Source organism: Streptomyces sp. NPDC006552 (genome assembly GCF_040611655.1).
Classification (GTDB): Bacteria; Actinomycetota; Actinomycetes; order Streptomycetales; family Streptomycetaceae; genus Streptomyces.
In genome coordinates this window covers 31,255-48,134 of the sequence record NZ_JBEXOS010000006.1, presented here as the reverse complement: position 1 = coordinate 48,134, position 16,880 = coordinate 31,255, and the positions used below count along the sequence as shown (strand labels likewise).

General features: G+C 71.5%; 10 protein-coding genes. 4 read left to right on the top strand and 6 right to left on the bottom strand.

The window, feature by feature from the left end; genetic code table 11:
• Position 1 precedes the first annotated feature (1 nt).
• The gene (locus tag ABZY33_RS05575) at positions 2-2,575 is read right to left on the bottom strand and encodes a DUF3516 domain-containing protein (RefSeq protein WP_356490173.1); all 2,574 of its coding nucleotides are present in this window, start codon (positions 2,573-2,575) and stop codon (positions 2-4) included.
• Positions 2,576-2,672: 97 nt separating this feature from the next.
• On the opposite strand from ABZY33_RS05575, the gene ABZY33_RS05570 reads away from it, so the two are divergent.
• Entirely contained in the window at positions 2,673-3,467 is a 795-nt protein-coding gene (locus ABZY33_RS05570; protein ID WP_356490172.1) for a metal-dependent hydrolase, read from the top strand.
• Positions 3,468-3,496: 29 nt separating this feature from the next.
• On the opposite strand, the gene ABZY33_RS05565 is transcribed toward ABZY33_RS05570, so the two are convergent.
• Positions 3,497-5,296: an ABC transporter ATP-binding protein gene (locus tag ABZY33_RS05565; protein ID WP_356490171.1), complete on the bottom strand. Its 1,800-nt coding sequence runs from the start codon at positions 5,294-5,296 to the stop codon at positions 3,497-3,499.
• Positions 5,293-7,152, bottom strand: coding sequence for an ABC transporter ATP-binding protein (locus ABZY33_RS05560; protein WP_356490170.1), 1,860 nt, complete (start codon positions 7,150-7,152; stop codon positions 5,293-5,295). Before ABZY33_RS05560 ends, ABZY33_RS05565 begins: the two co-directional genes overlap by 4 nt.
• Before the next feature lie 270 nt (positions 7,153-7,422).
• Between ABZY33_RS05560 and ABZY33_RS05555 the strand changes: the two genes are divergently transcribed.
• On the top strand, positions 7,423-8,166 hold the full coding sequence (locus tag ABZY33_RS05555; RefSeq protein ID WP_356490169.1) for a hypothetical protein: 744 nt from the start codon (positions 7,423-7,425) through the stop codon (positions 8,164-8,166).
• Positions 8,167-8,265: 99 nt separating this feature from the next.
• Here ABZY33_RS05555 and ABZY33_RS05550 read toward each other — a convergent pair whose 3' ends face one another.
• Complete coding sequence (locus tag ABZY33_RS05550; RefSeq protein WP_356490168.1) at positions 8,266-11,196, bottom strand: FAD-binding and (Fe-S)-binding domain-containing protein; 2,931 nt, start codon at positions 11,194-11,196, stop codon at positions 8,266-8,268.
• A 135-nt stretch (positions 11,197-11,331) separates the two neighbouring features.
• Positions 11,332-11,799: a MarR family transcriptional regulator gene (locus tag ABZY33_RS05545; protein WP_356490167.1), complete on the bottom strand. Its 468-nt coding sequence runs from the start codon at positions 11,797-11,799 to the stop codon at positions 11,332-11,334.
• 114 nt (positions 11,800-11,913) lie between these two features.
• On the opposite strand from ABZY33_RS05545, the gene ABZY33_RS05540 reads away from it, so the two are divergent.
• Positions 11,914-13,725 (top strand): ABC transporter ATP-binding protein, encoded by a 1,812-nt coding sequence (locus ABZY33_RS05540; RefSeq protein WP_356490166.1) that lies wholly within the window; start codon positions 11,914-11,916, stop codon positions 13,723-13,725.
• A gap of 129 nt (positions 13,726-13,854) precedes the next feature.
• Entirely contained in the window at positions 13,855-14,706 is an 852-nt protein-coding gene (gene mltG, locus ABZY33_RS05535) for an endolytic transglycosylase MltG (RefSeq protein WP_356490165.1), read from the top strand.
• Between the two features lie 227 nt (positions 14,707-14,933).
• Here mltG and ABZY33_RS05530 read toward each other — a convergent pair whose 3' ends face one another.
• A complete protein-coding gene (locus tag ABZY33_RS05530) occupies positions 14,934-16,013 on the bottom strand; it encodes an NAD(P)-binding domain-containing protein (protein ID WP_356490164.1) in 1,080 nt (359 codons plus the stop codon).
• Positions 16,014-16,880 lie beyond the last annotated feature (867 nt).

Here is a 16,880-nt window from a genome sequence, read left to right as displayed (position 1 = left end):
TCTACAACTGGCCGACGTCCGTGACACGGACGACGGCACGGCCTTCGGCGTCGGAGGCCGCGAGGTCGACTTCGGCGCTGATGCCCCAGTCGTGGTCCCCGTTCGGGTCGGCGAACGTCTGCCGGACCTTCCACAGGCCGTGCTCGGGGTCCTCCTCGATCATGAGGAGCTTGGGGCCGCGCGCGTCGGGGCCTGTTCCGAGGCCCTCGTACTCGTCCCAGTACGCATCCATGGCCTCGCCCCAGGCGTCCGCGTCCCAGCCCGACCCGCCGTCCATCTCGCCCAGCTCCTCGACGTGGTCGAGGGCCGCGAGTTCGACGCGGCGGAACATGGCGTTGCGGACGAGCACCCGGAAGGCCCGGGAGTTCGCCGTGACCGGCTTGACCTGATCGGCCTTCTCCTGCGCCTCCTCCGCGGACATCACCTCGGGGTTGGCGAGCTGCTCCCACTCGTCCAGCAGGCTGGAGTCGACCTGGCGCACCATCTCTCCGAGCCATGCGATCAGATCCTGCAGGTCCTCCGACTTGAGGTCGTCGGGGACGGTGTGGTCGAGCGTCTTGTACGCACTGGCCAGGTACCTCAGGACGATGCCCTCGACGCGGGCCAGCTCGTAGAACGAGACGAACTCCGTGAAGGTCATCGCCCGTTCGTACATGTCGCGGATGACGGACTTCGGCGACAGCGGGTGGTCGCCGACCCACGGGTGGCTCGTCCGGTACGTGTTGTACGCGTGGAAGAGCAGCTCCTCCAGCGGCTTGGGGTAGGAGATGTCCTGGAGGCGCTCCATGCGCTCCTCGTACTCGACCCCGTCCGCCTTCATGAGGGCGACGGCCTCTCCGCGCGCCTTGTTCTGCTGGGCGTGCAGGATCTGCCGCGGGTCGTCGAGCGTGGACTCCACGACCGACACCATGTCGAGCGCGTACGACGGGGACTCCTGGTCGAGCAGGTCGAAGGAGGCGAGGGCGAACGTCGACAGCGGCTGGTTCAGCGCGAAGTCCTGCTGCAGGTCGACGGTGAGACGCACGATGCGGCCCGTCGGGTCCGGCTGGTCCAGCCTCTCGACGATGCCGCCGTCGAGCAGCGAGCGGTAGATCGCGATGGCGCGGCGGATGTGCCGCAGCTGCGCCCTGCGCGGCTCGTGATTGTCCTCCAGCAGCGTGCGCATCGCCTCGAAGGCGTTCCCGGGGCGGGCGATGACCGACAGCAGCATCGTGTGGGTGACGCGGAAGCGGGAGGTCAGCGGCTCCGGATCGGAGGCGATGAGCTTTTCGAACGTGCTCTCCGTCCAGCCGACGAATCCCTCCGGCGCCTTCTTGCGGACCACCTTGCGGCGCTTCTTCGGGTCGTCGCCTGCCTTCGCGAGTGCCTTCTCGTTCTCCACCACGTGCTCCGGCGCCTGGGCCACGACGAAGCCGGCCGTGTCGAAGCCGGCCCGCCCGGCGCGGCCCGCGATCTGGTGGAACTCACGCGCGCGCAGCGTGCGGACACGGGTGCCGTCGTACTTGGTCAGGGCGGTGAACAACACGGTGCGGATGGGGACGTTGACACCCACGCCGAGCGTGTCGGTGCCGCAGATGACCTTCAACAGGCCCGCCTGGGCGAGCTTCTCGACCAGGCGGCGGTACTTGGGCAGCATGCCGGCGTGGTGGACGCCGATGCCGTGCCGTACGTAACGGGAGAGGTTCTGGCCGAACTTGGTGGTGAAGCGGAAGTTCCCGATCAGCTCAGCGATCTTGTCCTTCTCCTCGCGCGTACACATGTTGATGCTCATCAGCGCCTGCGCGCGCTCGACCGCCTGCGCCTGCGTGAAGTGCACGATGTAGACCGGTGCCTGCCGGGTCTCCAGCAGCTCGGTCAAAGTCTCCGTGAGCGGGCTGAGCCGGTACTCGTAGGAGAGGGGCACCGGGCGCGTCGCGGAGCGCACCACCGAGGTCGGCCGGCCGGTGCGGCGCGTGAGGTCCTTCTCGAACATGGCGACGTCGCCGAGCGTCGCCGACATCAGGACGAACTGGGCCTGCGGCAGTTCGAGCAGCGGGATCTGCCAGGCCCAGCCGCGGTCGGCCTCCGCGTAGAAGTGGAACTCGTCCATGACGACCTGACCGATGTCGGCCCGCGCGCCGTCCCGCAGCGCGATCGACGCCAGGACCTCGGCGGTGCAGCAGATGACGGGCGCGTCCGCGTTCACGGAGGCGTCTCCGGTCAGCATGCCGACGTTCTCCGTACCGAACAGCTTGCACAGCTCGAAGAACTTCTCGGAGACCAGCGCCTTGATGGGCGCCGTGTAGAAGGTGACCTCGTCACGGGCGAGCGCCGCGAAGTGCGCACCGGCCGCGATCATGCTCTTACCGGACCCGGTGGGTGTCGAGACGATCACGTTCGCCCCCGACACCGCCTCGATCAGCGCCTCCTCCTGGTGCGGATAGAGGGTCAGGCCGCGCTCCACGACCCACGACTCGAAGGCGTCATAGAGGGCGTCCGGGTCGGCGGTCTTCGGGAGCTGATCGATAAGGGTCACGTCACCATCTTGCCTGGCTTCCGTCCCGATCCGGGAATCGGATGCCCGTACGAAGATCACGAACGTTACCCTGAGTCGCCGACGGGGCGTCAGGACGCGCCCCACCCGACGGGGGCGACTGGGCGTCGGCACCAGAGGAACGGGGCGGAACACCACCATGATGGGACCGGCACACTCGCTGTCCGGAGCGGCGGCCTGGCTGGGAGTGGGCGCGGCCGCGGCCGCCACCGGTCACCCGATGCCCTGGCCGGTGCTCCTCGTCGGAGCGCTGATCTGCGCGGGAGCCGCGCTCGCCCCCGACCTGGACCACAAGTCGGCGACCATCTCACGCGCCTTCGGACCGATCTCCAAAGCGATCTGCGGCATCGTCGACAAACTCTCGTACGCCGTCTACAAAGCCACCCGCAAACAGGGCGACCCGCGCCGCTCCGGCGGCCACCGCACCCTCACCCATACGTGGCTGTGGGCGGTCCTGATAGGTGCGGGCGCGTCGGTGGCGGCGATCACCGGCGGCCGCTGGACGGTCCTCGGCATCCTGTTCGTGCACATGGTGCTCGCCATCGAAGGGCTGCTCTGGCGGGCCGCACGGGGCTCCAGCAGCGACGTCCTGGTCTGGCTGCTCGCGGCGACCAGCGCCTGGATCCTCGCCGGAGTCCTGGACAAGCCGGGCAACGGAGCGGACTGGCTCTTCACCGACCCCGGCCAGGAGTACCTCTGGCTGGGGCTGCCCATCGTGCTCGGCGCGCTGGTGCACGACATCGGGGATGCGCTGACCGTCTCGGGTTGCCCGATCCTGTGGCCCATTCCGGTCGGCCGCAAGCGCTGGTACCCGATCGGACCGCCCAAGGGGATGCGGTTCCGGGCCGGCAGCTGGATCGAGCTGAAGGTGCTCATGCCGGTCTTCATGCTGCTCGGCGGCGTGGGGTGCGCGGCCGCGCTCAACTTCATCTGAGCCCGGCCGCGCCCCGCCCGCACCCAGGGCTACCCGTGCCAGGAGCGCCACAGGGCCGCGTACGCCCCGTCCGCCGCGACCAGCTCCTCATGGCTGCCCAGCTCCCGGATCCGGCCGTTCTCGACCACGGCGATGACGTCCGCGTCGTGGGCGGTGTGCAGCCGGTGCGCGATGGCGACGACGGTGCGGCCGTCGAGGACCCGGGCCAGCGAACGTTCCAGGTTGCGGGCCGCGCGCGGGTCGAGCAGCGACGTCGCCTCGTCCAGGACCAGCGTGTGCGGATCGGCCAGGACCAGGCGGGCCAGCGCGATCTGCTGCGCCTGCGCCGGAGTGAGCCCCACGCCGCCCGAGCCGACCTCCGTGTCGAGGCCGTCGGACAGACCGCGCGCCCAGCCGTCGGCGTCGACCGCGCCGAGGGCCGCCCACAGCTCGCTGTCCTCGGCCTCCGTCCTGGCCAGCCGCAGATTGTCGCGCAGCGAACCCACGAAGACGTGGTGCTCCTGGTTGACCAGGGCGACATGGGCCCGGACCCGCTCGGCCCGCATCCGGGAGAGCTGCGCGCCGCCGAGCGTGACCTGCCCGCGACGGGGTGCGTAGATCCCGGCGAGCAGCCTGCCCAGCGTCGACTTGCCCGCGCCGGACGGCCCGACCAGGGCCAGGCGGGTGCCGGGAGCGACATCGAGGGTCACCTCGCGCAGCACGTCGACGCCCTCGCGGTAGCCGAAGTGCACCCGGTCGGCCTGGACGTCACGGCCGTCGGGCCGCACGGCGGCGTCGCCGGCGTCCGGCCCGATGTCGCGGACGCCCACCAGCCGGGCCAGGGAGACCTGGGCGACCTGGAGCTCGTCGTACCAGCGCAGGATCAGTCCGATCGGTTCCACGAGCATCTGCGCGATGAGCGCGCCCGTGGTCAGCTGGCCCACTCCGATCCAGCCCCGCAGGACGAAGACCCCGCCGATCAGCAGGACGGAGAGCAGGACCAGGGTGTGCACGGCGTTGATCACCGGGAAGAGGACCGAGCGCAGGTACAGGGTGTAGCGCTCCCAGGCCGTCCACTCCTTGACGCGGCGCTCGGACAGCTCCACGCGCCGGTCGCCGAGCCGGTGCGCCTCGATGGTGCGCCCGGCGTCCACGGTCTCCGCGAGCGCCGCGGCCACGGCCGCGTACCCGGCGGCCTCCGAGCGGTAGGCCGCGGGGGCCCGCCGGAAGTACCAGCGGCAGCCGAGCACCAGCACCGGGACCGCGACGAGGATCGCCGGGGCCAGGGGCGGCGCGGTGACGGCGAGGCCGCCGATGAGCAGAGCCGCCCACACCACGCCGATCGACAACTGGGGCACGGCCTCGCGCATCGCGTTCGCCAGGCGGTCGACGTCGGTGGTGATCCGGGACAGCAGGTCTCCGGTGCCGGCCCGTTCCAGGACGCCCGGCGGCAGGCCCACGGACCGCACCAGGAAGTCCTCCCGCAGGTCGGCCAGCATGCGTTCGCCGAGCATCGCCCCGCGCAGCCGCACCTGCCGGACGAAGAGCGCCTGGATCACCAGAGCCAGCGCGAAGAGCCCGACGGTGCGCTCCAGGTGCAGGTCGCGCAGCGAACCGGCGCCGTCGCTGCCGTCCGCGACGCCCTGGATGACGTCGCCCAGCAAGTACGGGCCGGCCATCGAGGCGACCACGGCGACCGTGTTCACGCCGATGAGCAGCAGGAAGGCGCGCCGGTGCCGCCGGTACAGCTCCACCACATAGGCGCGGACCGTGGCCGGGGCACCCACCGGCAAGGTGTTCGCCGTGGTGGGAGCCGCCGGATCGTAGGCCGGAGGCGCTACGCCGATCATGCTGTCTCCTCGATGTCGATCGCGATCTGGATGTCGGACGCGCGGCCGGAGCCGGACGCGGGAAGCGGCCCGGAACCGGCGGGGACGGCGGCCGTTTCCTCGTCGGTCTCGCGCGTGACCACAGCGCGGTACCGGGGCTCCGTGCGCACCAGTTCGCGGTGGACCCCCACCGCGGCCACCTCGCCCTCGTGCACGAACACGACGCGGTCGGCGCGGTCGAGCAGCAGCGGCGACGAGCTGAGGACCACCGTCGTACGGCCTCGCCGCAGGGTGCGTACGCCCTGGGCGATGCGGGCCTCGGTGTGCGAGTCGACGGCGGACGTCGGCTCGTCGAGGACCAGCACCTCCGGGTCGGTGACCAGGGAGCGGGCCAGGGCCAGCCGCTGGCGCTGGCCGCCGGAGAGGGACCGGCCGCGTTCGGTGATCCGGGCGTGCAGGGGGTCCTCGTCCAGGGACGCCTGGGCGAGGGCGTCCAGGACGTCCGAGCACTGCGCCGCCGCCAGCGCCTGGTCCGGCCGGACGGATCCGGCGGACGGCACGTCGAGGAGTTCGCTCAGCGTGCCGGAGAGCAGTACCGGGTCCTTGTCCTGGACGAGCACCGCCGTGCGCGCCACGTCGAGCGGCAGTTCGTCGAGCGGCACCCCGCCCAGCAGTGCGGACGGCGTCGTGCTCCCGCCGTCCCGGTCGGCGCCGTCGACGGTCGCGTGGCCACCGAGCCGGTCGGCGAGGCGGCCCGCGAGATCGGGGTCGCCGCAGACCACGGCGGTCAGCCGGCCGGCCGGCGCGAGCAGACCCGTCTGCGGGTCGTACAGGTCCCCGGACGGGGCGGACCCCTCGCGCACTCCGCCGGACGGCTCGATGACACGCTCCAGAGCCAGCACCCGCGCCGCACGCTGCGCCGAGGGACGGGAGAAGGAGTACACCATGGCGATCTCCTCGAAGTGCCGCAGCGGGTAGTTCAGCATCATCACGGCGCTGTACACCGTCACGAGTTCACCGACGGTGATGCGGCCCTCGCGCGCGAGATGGACGCCGTACCAGACGACCACGATCAGCAGCAGACCCGGGAGGAGCACCTGGACCGAGGAGATCAGCGACCACATGCGGGCGCTGCGCACGGCGGCCTGCCGAACCTCCTGCGAGGCGCGGCGGTAACGATCGAGGAAGAGTTCCTCGCCGCCGATGCCGCGCAGGACACGCAGTCCGGCGACGGTGTCCGAGGCGAGTTCGGTGGCCCGGCCGGCCTTCTCGCGCTGGTGGTCCGCGCGCCGGGTGGCACGCGGCAGCAGCGGCAGCACCGCGAGGGCGAGCACCGGCATGCCGAGCGCGACGACGACCCCGAGGGCGGGCTGGTAGACCACCAGGCCGACGCTGACCAGGACGACGGTGAGGGCGGCCGCGGCGAAGCGGGAGAGCGCCTCGACGAACCACCCGATCTTCTCCACGTCACCGGTGGACACGGCGACGACCTCGCCCGCGGCGACCCGCCGGGTCAGTGCGGCGCCCAGCGCCGCGGCCCGGCGCGCCAGCAACTGCTGGACGCGGGCGGCGGCGGTGATCCAGTTCGTCACCGCCGTGCGGTGCAGCATCGTGTCACCGAGGGCGATGGCGGTGCCGAGCAGCACGATGAGCCCGCCCGCCGCGGCGAGACGGGCACCGGAACCGTCGACGACGGCCTGCACGGCGTACCCGACGCCGTACGGGAGGCCGGCGACGGACGTGAAGTGGAGCAGACCCCAGGCAAGGGACCTGAGCTGGCCGCCGAGCTGGTTGCGGCCGAGCCAGAGCAGGAACCGGGGGCCGGAGCGCGCGTCGGGCACGCCCGGATCGGGGTACGGAAGGTCGGAGATCTGCATGACGTCCCAGAGCTCGATGGGGGATGCGGAGAACGGTGCACCGGAGCAGGAGAGAAGAGGTGACGGAAGAGACGGAGGAGGACAGGAAGCGGGAGCCGGGGCCGGCCGGACCGCCGGAATCGGCGGGGATGGAACAAACCGTGAAAGGTTCGCGTCTCACAGTGACCGGAGGCAAACGGTTTTCCGGTGCCGAGCAAAGTTTCGGCCCCGATCGACGGCGGCCCCGGCCCGCCATCTGAGACCACGGAGCCTGGTGCGACCATGGAGCGCATGCGTAATGCGGGAGCGGTTCGAGCGGGTGTCGCGGTGGCGGCGTGTGGGGTTCTACTGACGACGCTGGCGGCGTGCGGGTCCGACGGCGGCGGCAAGAGTGCGACGGGCGGACAGAACTCCGCGGGCGACGCGCGCGGCGACGAGGCACGCGCCGCCGACCTCAAGCGCATCCCCGAGGTCGGCGACCGCTACCAGAAGCAGATCCCGGCGAACGCGCGGCAGGTCGTCGCCGTGTACGGCGCCGGCAAGGACTCCGCGGACTCGACGATCGCCCTGTACACCAAGGCCGGTGACACCTGGAAGAAGGAGCGGTCCTGGTCCGGGCACAACGGCAAGAAGGGCTGGACGACCCAGCACAAGGAGAACGACAAGCGCAGCCCGGTGGGGGTGTTCACCCTCAGCGACGCGGGCGGCGTCCTCGCCGACCCGGGCGCGAAGCTGCCCTACACCCAGACGGCGTCGATCCAGGCCCCGCACTACTGGGCCAAGTCACACTGGCACGACTTCGACTACGTCGTCGCCATCGACTACAACCGCGTCAAGGGCACCCCGCCCAACGACCCGACCCGCCCGCAGGGCCAGACCAAGGGCGGCAGTATCTGGCTGCACATGGACCACGGCAGCGGGACGTCGGCCTGCGTGAGCCAGTCGAAGGCGAACATGGAGTACCTGCTCAAGACCCTCGACCCGCAGCAGCACCCGGTCGTCGTCATGGGGGACAAGGCCGAGCTCAAGGCGTGACGCGGGGCCTTGACGGCCGAGGTGACCGGCCGACGGGCAAGGCCGGGGCCGGGGCCGGGGACGGCCCGCAGAGCCGCGGTGCAGGAGCGGTGCCCGGGTTCAGGAGCGGTGCGCCGGACGTGTCGCCCGTTCCAGCTCCACCAGGGCCGAGTGGTACGAGCGGCCGGTCGCGTGGTCCATACCCACTTCGCACATCCGGTTCGCCGACAGATGGGCGTCGTAGGCGCGGGAGGTCACCTCGGCGGCCTCCTTACGGGTCGCGGTCTCGGTCAACTCCTTGTGGAGCATGCCGCGGTCGCCCGCGAAGGCACAGCAGCCCGCGTCGTCCGGGATCACCACCTCGTCCGCGCAGGCCTCGGCGACCGCCTTCAGCTGGGCCACGTCACCGAGGTGCTCCATGGAACACGTGGGGTGCAGCACGGCCGAGCCGATCGTGCGCTCGATCGTGAGACGCGGCAGCAACTCCTCGGCCGCCCATACGAGCGAGTCGACGATGTCGAGTTCCGCGTGCAACTGCCGGTTGTCTTCCGTGAGATACGGGACCACTTCGTGCGCGATGCCGAGCGTGCAGGACGACGCGTCGACGACGAGCGGAAGTCGGCCGCCCGCGGTCCAGCCCCAGGCCGCTTCGACGATGCGGTTCGCCATGACGGTGTTGCCCTCGTCGTAGCCCTTGGAGTGCCAGATCGTGGCGCAGCACGTGCCCGCGACGTCCGACGGGATCCACACCGGCCGGCCCGCACGCGCGGAGACCGCGACGACGGCCTGGGGGAGTGACACCTCGCCCGGCGTGCCGAAGATGCGGTTCACACAGGCCGGGTAGTACACGGCGGCGGCACCGGCGCGCGCGGTGCGGGGCAGCTTCCGCGCGGCGGCGGCCGGGATCTCGGGGAGCCACTCGGGAACCAGGTCCGGGCGGACCGCGCGGCGGGCGGTCTTCGTCACCGCCGTGAGCAGCCGGTCGCCGATCTTGTCGGCGGCCGCCACGGCGAGCCGCGCGGACGCCTCCACGGCCTTGAAGTTCTTGGCGGTCAGCGCGGCGATCCTCTCCTCGCGCGGCGAGTGACGCGCGTGCCGGAACCCCTTCATGAAGGCACCGGTGTCGATCCCGACCGGGCAGGCCAGTTTGCAGGTGGAGTCCCCGGCGCAGGTGTCCACCGCGTCGTACCCGTAGGCGTCGATCAAGGCGTCCTCGACCGGCGAGCCCGGCGACTGACGCATCATCTCGCGGCGCAGGACGATCCGTTGACGTGGTGTGGTCGTCACGTCCTCGCTCGGGCAGGTGTCCTCGCAGAACCCGCATTCGATGCACGGGTCGGCGATCAGCTCCACCTTGGGGATCGTCTTGAGGCCGCGCAGATGGGCCTTGGGGTCACGATCGAGGACGATACGGGGCGCGAGGACGCCGTCCGGGTCGATGATCTGCTTGGTACGCCACATCAACTCCGTGGCCCGGGGCCCCCATTCGAGCTCCAGGAAGGGCGCGATGTTGCGGCCCGTGGCGTGCTCGGCCTTCAGGGAGCCGTCGAACCGCTCCACTGTCAGACGGCAGAACTCGTCCATGAACGCCGCGTACCGGTCCACGTCGGCCGGCAGCGCCGCGTCGAAGGCGAGCAGGAAGTGCAGATTGCCGTGCGCGGCATGGCCGGCCACCGCGGCGTCGAAACCGTGCCGCGTCTGCAACTCCAGCAGGGCCTCACAGGCCTCCGCGAGCCGCGACGGCGGCACCGCGAAGTCCTCGGTGATGAGCGTCGTGCCCGAGGGACGCGCGCCGCCGACCGCGGTCACGAACGCCTTGCGGGCCTTCCAGTACCCCCCGATCGTCTTCGGGTCGCGCGTGAAGACGTTCGTCACCGAGGCGACGGGCGTGACGAGTTCGAGCCCTTCGAGGGCCTTGGCGGCCGCCGCCTCACAGGCGGTTTGGCGCTCCTCGTCGGGCGCCCGGAACTCCACCAGGAGCGCGGTGGTCTCCCTGGGCAGCTCGGCCCAGTCCTGCGGTACGCCCTGCACGCTGACCGACGCCCGCAGCGTGTTGCCGTCCATCAGCTCCACGGCCAGCGCCCCCGCCTCGTTGAAGGCGGGCACCGCGGCGGCCGCCGCGGGCAGCGAGGGGAAGAAGAGCAGCGCCGTCGAGACGCGCCGGTCCAGCGGGAGCGTGTCGAAGACGACCTCGGAGATGAACCCGAAGGTGCCCTCCGAGCCGACCATCAGGCCCCGCAGGATCTCGACCGGTGTTCCGCCGTCGAGGAAGGCGTCGAGGCGGTACCCGTTCGTGTTCTTGATCTCGTACTTGGCGCGGATCCGACGCGTCAGCTCCGCGTCCGCCTCGATCTCCCGCTTGATGGCCAGCAGGCCGTCGCACAACTCCGGTTCGGCTTGCGCGAGCTCCGCGTCGGCCGCCGGATCGGCGGTGTCCACGACCGTCCCGGACGGCAGGACGAAGGTGAGCGAGGCGAGCGTCCGGTACGAGTTCCGGGTGGTGCCGGCCGTCATGCCCGAGGCGTTGTTCGCGACGACGCCGCCGAGGGTGCAGGCGATGGCGCTCGCGGGGTCCGGGCCGAGCACGCGGCCGTGCCGGGCCAGCGTGGCGTTGGCCCGTACGACGGTGGTGCCGGGGCCGATGCGTGCCCGGGAGCCGTCACCGATGACCTCGACGCCCGACCAGAACTTACGGACGTCGACCAGGATGTCCTCGCCCTGCGCCTGTCCGTTCAGCGAGGTGCCCGCGGCGCGGAAGACGACCTCGCGGCCCTTGCCGTGCGCGTACGACAGGACGGCCGACACGTCGTCGATGTCCTCGGCGACGACCACGACCTGGGGCACGAACCGGTAGGGGCTCGCGTCCGAGGCGTAGCGCACCAGGTCCGAGATCTTGGTGAGGACCTTCTCCGCGCCGAGCAGTCGCGCCAGCTCCGAGCGCAGCGGCTCGGGGGTGCCGCCCGCCTGGCCGTCCGCGACCCGGTCGGGCGCGGGGCCCGACGGACGGGCCCCAGGACGCAGGGCTTCCGGCTTCGGCTCCAGCAGCGGCATCGGCTCTCGCCTCTCGTTGTTCTGGCGTACGGGTGTTCTGGTGTACGGGTGCTCTGGCGGGTGTTGTTCTCTCGGCCGGTCAGGACAGGTCAGGTCAGGTCGGACCAGGTCGGGCCGCGTGTGCGGACGGTCCGCTCAGTTCTCGTGTTCGCGCGGGCATTCGGCTCTCAGGTCGAGCGGGGCGTCGAACAGCGCGTTCAGCAAGACCGTCAGCTGGGCGCGCTGCTGTGTGTCCAATGGGGCCAGGATCTCCTCCGCGGCCGCCCGGCGCGCGCTGCGCAGCTCCCACAGGGCGGCCCGCCCTTTGCCGGTCAGCTCGATCCGGATGACCCGGCGGTTGGCGGGATCGGGCACGCGGCGCACCAGATCAGCGGCCTCCAGTCCGTCCACGACGCTGGTCACGGCGCGCGGGACGACCTCCAGGCGCGCCGCCAGATCGGCCATGCGCGGCGGTGTCTCGTAATGCACCAGGGTGCGCAGCAGCCGGGACTGGGCGGGCGTGATCCCGACCGGCTCCAGCTGGCGCTTCTGGATCCGCTGCAGGCGGCGGGTGAGCCGCAGTAGCTGCTCGGCGAGGAAACCGTCGGCGTCCGGGGTACTCATGGCGGGAACATTACCAGGACTTTGTGCATTGTGAGTATAGGTAACAATGAGCTATGCTCCTCGAAGTCGATCTCGGCGGCTGACCGCCGAGTTCTCCCTGTGCCTAGGAGGCCCATGCCCCGCGACGACATCAGCTGGACGCCGCCGCCCGATGCCCGGTCATCGGACCAGCCGCGGCAGATCCGCCGCATCCTGACCCTCTTCCGCCCCTACCGCGCCCGGCTCGCCCTCGTCGGCCTGCTGGTGGCCGCGGCCTCGCTCGTCACGGTCGCGTCGCCGTTCCTGCTGAAGGAGATCCTCGACACCGCCATCCCGCAGGGTCGCACCGGGCTGCTCAGCCTGCTCGCCCTCGGCATGATCGCCAGCGCCGTCGTCACCAGTGTCTTCGGTGTCCTGCAGACCCTGATCTCGACCACGGTCGGCCAGCGCGTCATGCACGACCTGCGTACAGCTGTCTACGGACGCCTGCAGAGCATGTCGCTCGCCTTCTTCACCAAGACCCGCACCGGCGAGGTCCAGTCCCGCATCGCCAACGACATCGGCGGCATGCAGGCGACCGTGACCTCCACGGCGACCTCCCTCGTCTCGAACCTGACGAGCGTCATCGCCACGATCGTCGCCATGGCCGCCCTCGACTGGCGCCTCACGATCGTCTCCCTCCTTCTGCTGCCGGTCTTCGTGTGGATAGCCCGGCGGGTCGGCCGCGAGCGCAAGAAGATCGCCACGCAGCGGCAGAAGCAGATGGCCGCGATGGCCGCGACCGTCACCGAGTCCCTCTCGGTCAGCGGCATCCTGCTCGGCCGGACCATGGGCCGCGCCGACTCCCTCACGAAGTCCTTCGCCGACGAGTCGGACGAGCTGGTCGACCTGGAGGTCCGGTCGAACATGGCGGGGCGCTGGCGCATGGCCGTCATCGGCATCGTCATGGCGGCCATGCCCGCGGTCATCTACTGGGCGGCGGGCATCGCCTTCCAGCTCGGCGGTCCCAGCGTCTCCATCGGCACGCTCGTCGCGTTCGTCTCGCTCCAGCAGGGCCTGTTCCGGCCGACCGTGAGCCTGTTGCAGACGGGCGTCCAGATCCAGACCTCGCTCGCCCTGTTCCAGCGCATCTTCGAGTACCTGGACCTGCCCGTCGACATCACCGAGCGCGCGGACCCGGTCCACCTGGACGCGGTCAAGGGCGAGATCCGCTTCGAGGACGTCGCGTTCCGCTACGACACCGACGACCGGCAGGGTCCGATCCTGGACGGCATCGACGTCACCGTCCCGGCCGGCGGCAGCCTCGCCGTCGTGGGACCCACCGGCTCCGGCAAGTCCACGCTGAGCCACCTCGTCCCGCGCCTGTACGACGTCACCGGCGGCCGGGTCACCATCGACGGCTTCGACGTACGCGACCTGGACTTCGACACCCTCGCGCGCGCGGTCGGCGTCGTCTCGCAGGAGACGTACCTCTTCCATGCCTCCGTCGCCGACAACCTCCGGTTCGCCAAGCCGGACGCGACGGACGAGGAGCTGCACGCGGCAGCCGCCGCCGCCCAGATCCACGACCACATAGCCGCCCTGCCCGACGGCTACGACACCGTGGTCGGTGAGCGCGGCCACCGCTTCTCCGGGGGTGAGAAGCAGCGCCTGGCCATCGCCCGCACCATCCTGCGCGACCCGCCGATCCTCATCCTCGACGAGGCGACCAGCGCCCTGGACACCCGTACCGAGCACGCGGTGCAGGAAGCCATCGACGCCCTGTCGGCCGACCGCACCACCTTGACCATCGCGCACCGCCTCTCCACGATCCGCGGCGCCGATCAGATCGTGGTCCTGGACGACGGCCGGATAGCCGAGCGCGGCACGCACGAGGAGTTGCTCGAGAGGGCGGGACACTATGCCGCCCTGGTCCGACGCGATGCGCAGCTGGAGACGGTGGGGTGAGGAGCGCGACACCAGGGGGGACCCGGGCAGAGGGGCCCGGTGGAGACCCGGGATGCGACTCATGCGACCTTCGGGGTCGGCCTCGGAGATGGGAGCGGTCTGTCATGTTCTGCGGGTTATCGTGCTCATATGCCTGACGAGACTTCGCACGAGGCTCCGCGACGGAACGCCCCCCGGCTCACCCGTAAGGGGCGCATCGCCCTGATCGTGGCCGGGGTCCTCGCCGCGGCCACCGCCGCCGTGGTGCTGCCGCTGACGCTGCCCGGCGACCACGGAGGTCGACCGGACACGGTGACCATCCCGGAGGGCCGGCGCTCGGGCCAGGTCTACGCCGCCATCGACAAGGCGCTCGAACTCCCGGCCGGCACCACCGAGAAGGCCGTGCCCAAGGCGGACCTCAAGTTGCCCGGCGACGCGCACGGCAACCCGGAGGGGTACCTCTTCCCGGCGACCTATCCCGTGGACGACAAGTCGACTCCGCAGTCCCTGTTGTCGTACATGGTCAACACGGCGACGCAGAAGTTCGGCGGCGGCCGACCCGCCGCGGGCGCCGACCGGGCCGCCGTGAACAGCTATCAGACGGTCACCATCGCCAGCATCGTCCAGGCGGAGGCCGACAACGGCGAGGACATGGGCAAGGTCGCCCGCGTCATCTACAACCGGATCGAACAGGGCATGCCGTTGCAGATGGACTCCACGATCAACTACGCCCTCGACCGTTCCACGCTGGACACCAGCTCCCAGGACACCAAGCTCGACAACCCGTACAACACGTATGCGCGCAAGGGGCTGCCGCCGTCGCCGATCGGGAACCCGGGGGACGCCGCGATGCGCGCGGCGGTCGAGCCGGCCCGCGGGGACTGGTTGTACTTCGTCACGGTCAAGCCGGGCGACACCCGCTTCACCGCCGACTACGCGGAACACCGGAGGAACGTCGCGGAGTTCAACAAGATCCAGGAGGAGGGGAAGCAGGGCGGTTGACCGAGGGGGTACGTACATGGGTACGTACACACGGGCGGCCGCGGTCGCGTCGTCGTGGGAGTCCGGGCGGCGCGGGCAGGTGTGGCGGCGGCTGGAGCCGGGGCGGCGCGGGCGTCTGCGTACCGCCCGATCCGGGTTGGCGCGGGCAGGTGCGTTGCCCCCTCCGATCCGGGTCGGCACAGGAAGATGGGCGCCGCCCGAGCCGGTGGTCGGCCGAGTTGCCGAGTTCACGCCGCCGCCGGCACTCCGTCCGCCAGCAGGTGCTGAATGTCCCGGACGGCCGCCCGCCCCGCCCGGTTCGCACCGATCGTGCTCGCCGACGGTCCGTAGCCGACGAGGTGCACCCGGGGGTCGCGGGCCGCGCGGGTCCCCTCCAACCGGATGCCGCCGCCGGGTTCGCGCAGCTTCAGCGGGGCGAGATGGTCGATCGCCGCGCGGAAGCCGGTGGCCCACAGGATCACGTCGGCCTCGATCTCGCGCCCGTCGTCCCAGGCCACTCCCGTGGGCGTGATCCGGTCGAACATCGGCAGGCGGTCGAGGACACCGTCGGCCCGGGCCGCGCGGATCGCGTCGTTCACCGGGAGTCCCGTCACCGAGACGACGCTCAAGGGGGCGAGCCCCTGCCGCACCCGCTCCTCGACCATGGCCACCGCGGCCCGCCCCCGGTCCTCGTCGAACGGGCCTTCGCGGAAGACCGGCGGGCGGCGCGTCACCCAGGTCGTCGTCGCGGCGTAGGGAGCGATCTCCATGAGGTGCTGGGTGCCCGAGGCGCCGCCGCCCACCACCACGACCCGCTGCCCCGCGAACTCCTCGGGACCTGGGTACTGTGCGGTGTGCACCTGCCGGCCCCGGAACGTCTCCTGGCCCCGATAGCGCGGCCAGAACGGCCGGTCCCAGGTGCCCGTCGCATTGATCAGGGCGCGTGTCGCCCATGTCCCGTCCGAGCTCTCGACGAGCAGCCGCCCGGCCTCGCCCTCGCGGACCCGTCTCACCTCGACCGGGCGCCGGACCCGTAGGTCGTACCGCTTCTCGTACGAGTCGAAGTAGGCGCCGATCACTTCGGACGAGGGACGCGCCGGGTCGGCGCCGGTCAGTTCCATGCCCGGCAGCGCGTGCATGCCGTGCACCTTGCCGTACGTGAGCGAGGGCCAGCGGAACTGCCAGGCGCCGCCGGGCCGGGGCGCGTGGTCGAGGACGACGAAGTCGCGTTCGGGCTGGAGTCCGACCCGGCGCAGATGGTGGGCGGCGGACAGGCCCGCCTGCCCGGCGCCGATCACGACGACATCGACGAGGCGCGGGCCGATCATGTCGCCGTCTTTCGCTGCGTCATCGCCCGCGGCCTGGCTGGGCTGCGCGGGTTCGACGCCGTTGGTGGCCGCGCCGCGCCTGGGTTCTCCGACTGCCCCGACCTCATTCACGTTTCTACCAACTCGACTGCGGCCCGAGATCTTCCCGCCCGCGTGGCGCCGGGTCTGCGGATGCCCGGCGGGGGGGTGCCGGGGGGCCTGGCTCTCCGGGGTTTGGGGGGCTGGGCCGGTCTCTGCCTGGGCGGGCCGGCCTGTCCCGGACCGGGGCACTGCGCTTGCCGCTGCCTGCTCGGCGGGGCGTCGTGTGTGGGCCACCTGGTTCGGGCGCTGGGCCGGTCTTTGAGCGTCCAGCGTCAGGTCTGCTGCCGCCTGGCTGGGCGACGTGCGCGCTTCAGAGTGGCCGGGCGTCGGGCAAGCTGTCGTCTGACAGGGCGCTGGGTCTGCCGGTGTGGGAGCGTCATGCCTGCTGCCACTTGGCCTGCGTCGGGCTTGTCTCCGCCTGACCCGGCGCCGTGCACGCCTCAGGGTGGCGGGCGCAGGGCTTGCCTCCGCCTGGTCGGAGTTGCGCTCACCCTCGTCCGGCTGGCTTCGTGCCCGTCCCCGCTTGGCCAACGTCCTGTTCGCCGCCGCCCGGCCGGGCGCCGTGCACGCCTCCGCGTGGCCGGTCGCCGGGCATGCTGCCGCAGGGCCGGGGTGCTGGGTCTGCCGCTGTCTGGGAGCGTCGAGTCTGCTGCAATCTCACCGGAGGGCGTGCACGCCGAACGTGGTCGGTCGCTGGGCCTGCTTCGGCTGGCCTGCGTCGTGCTCGCCTCCGCCTGGCCAGGCGCCATGCACGCCCCGCGTGGCCGGACACCCGGTTCGCCCCCG

Excerpts from the sequence above, each read along its gene's own strand:
- mltG (WP_356490165.1), top strand. The coding sequence starts at position 13,855 with ATGCCTGACGAGACTTCGCACGAGGCTCCGCGACGGAACGCCCCCCGG.
- ABZY33_RS05560 (WP_356490170.1), bottom strand. The coding sequence starts at position 7,152 with ATGCAGATCTCCGACCTTCCGTACCCCGATCCGGGCGTGCCCGACGCG.
- ABZY33_RS05530 (WP_356490164.1), bottom strand. The coding sequence starts at position 16,013 with ATGATCGGCCCGCGCCTCGTCGATGTCGTCGTGATCGGCGCCGGGCAG.
- ABZY33_RS05540 (WP_356490166.1), top strand. The coding sequence starts at position 11,914 with ATGCCCCGCGACGACATCAGCTGGACGCCGCCGCCCGATGCCCGGTCA.
- ABZY33_RS05565 (WP_356490171.1), bottom strand. The coding sequence starts at position 5,296 with ATGATCGGCGTAGCGCCTCCGGCCTACGATCCGGCGGCTCCCACCACG.
- ABZY33_RS05570 (WP_356490172.1), top strand. The coding sequence starts at position 2,673 with ATGATGGGACCGGCACACTCGCTGTCCGGAGCGGCGGCCTGGCTGGGA.
- ABZY33_RS05545 (WP_356490167.1), bottom strand. The coding sequence starts at position 11,799 with ATGAGTACCCCGGACGCCGACGGTTTCCTCGCCGAGCAGCTACTGCGG.
- ABZY33_RS05555 (WP_356490169.1), top strand. The coding sequence starts at position 7,423 with ATGCGTAATGCGGGAGCGGTTCGAGCGGGTGTCGCGGTGGCGGCGTGT.
- ABZY33_RS05550 (WP_356490168.1), bottom strand. The coding sequence starts at position 11,196 with ATGCCGCTGCTGGAGCCGAAGCCGGAAGCCCTGCGTCCTGGGGCCCGT.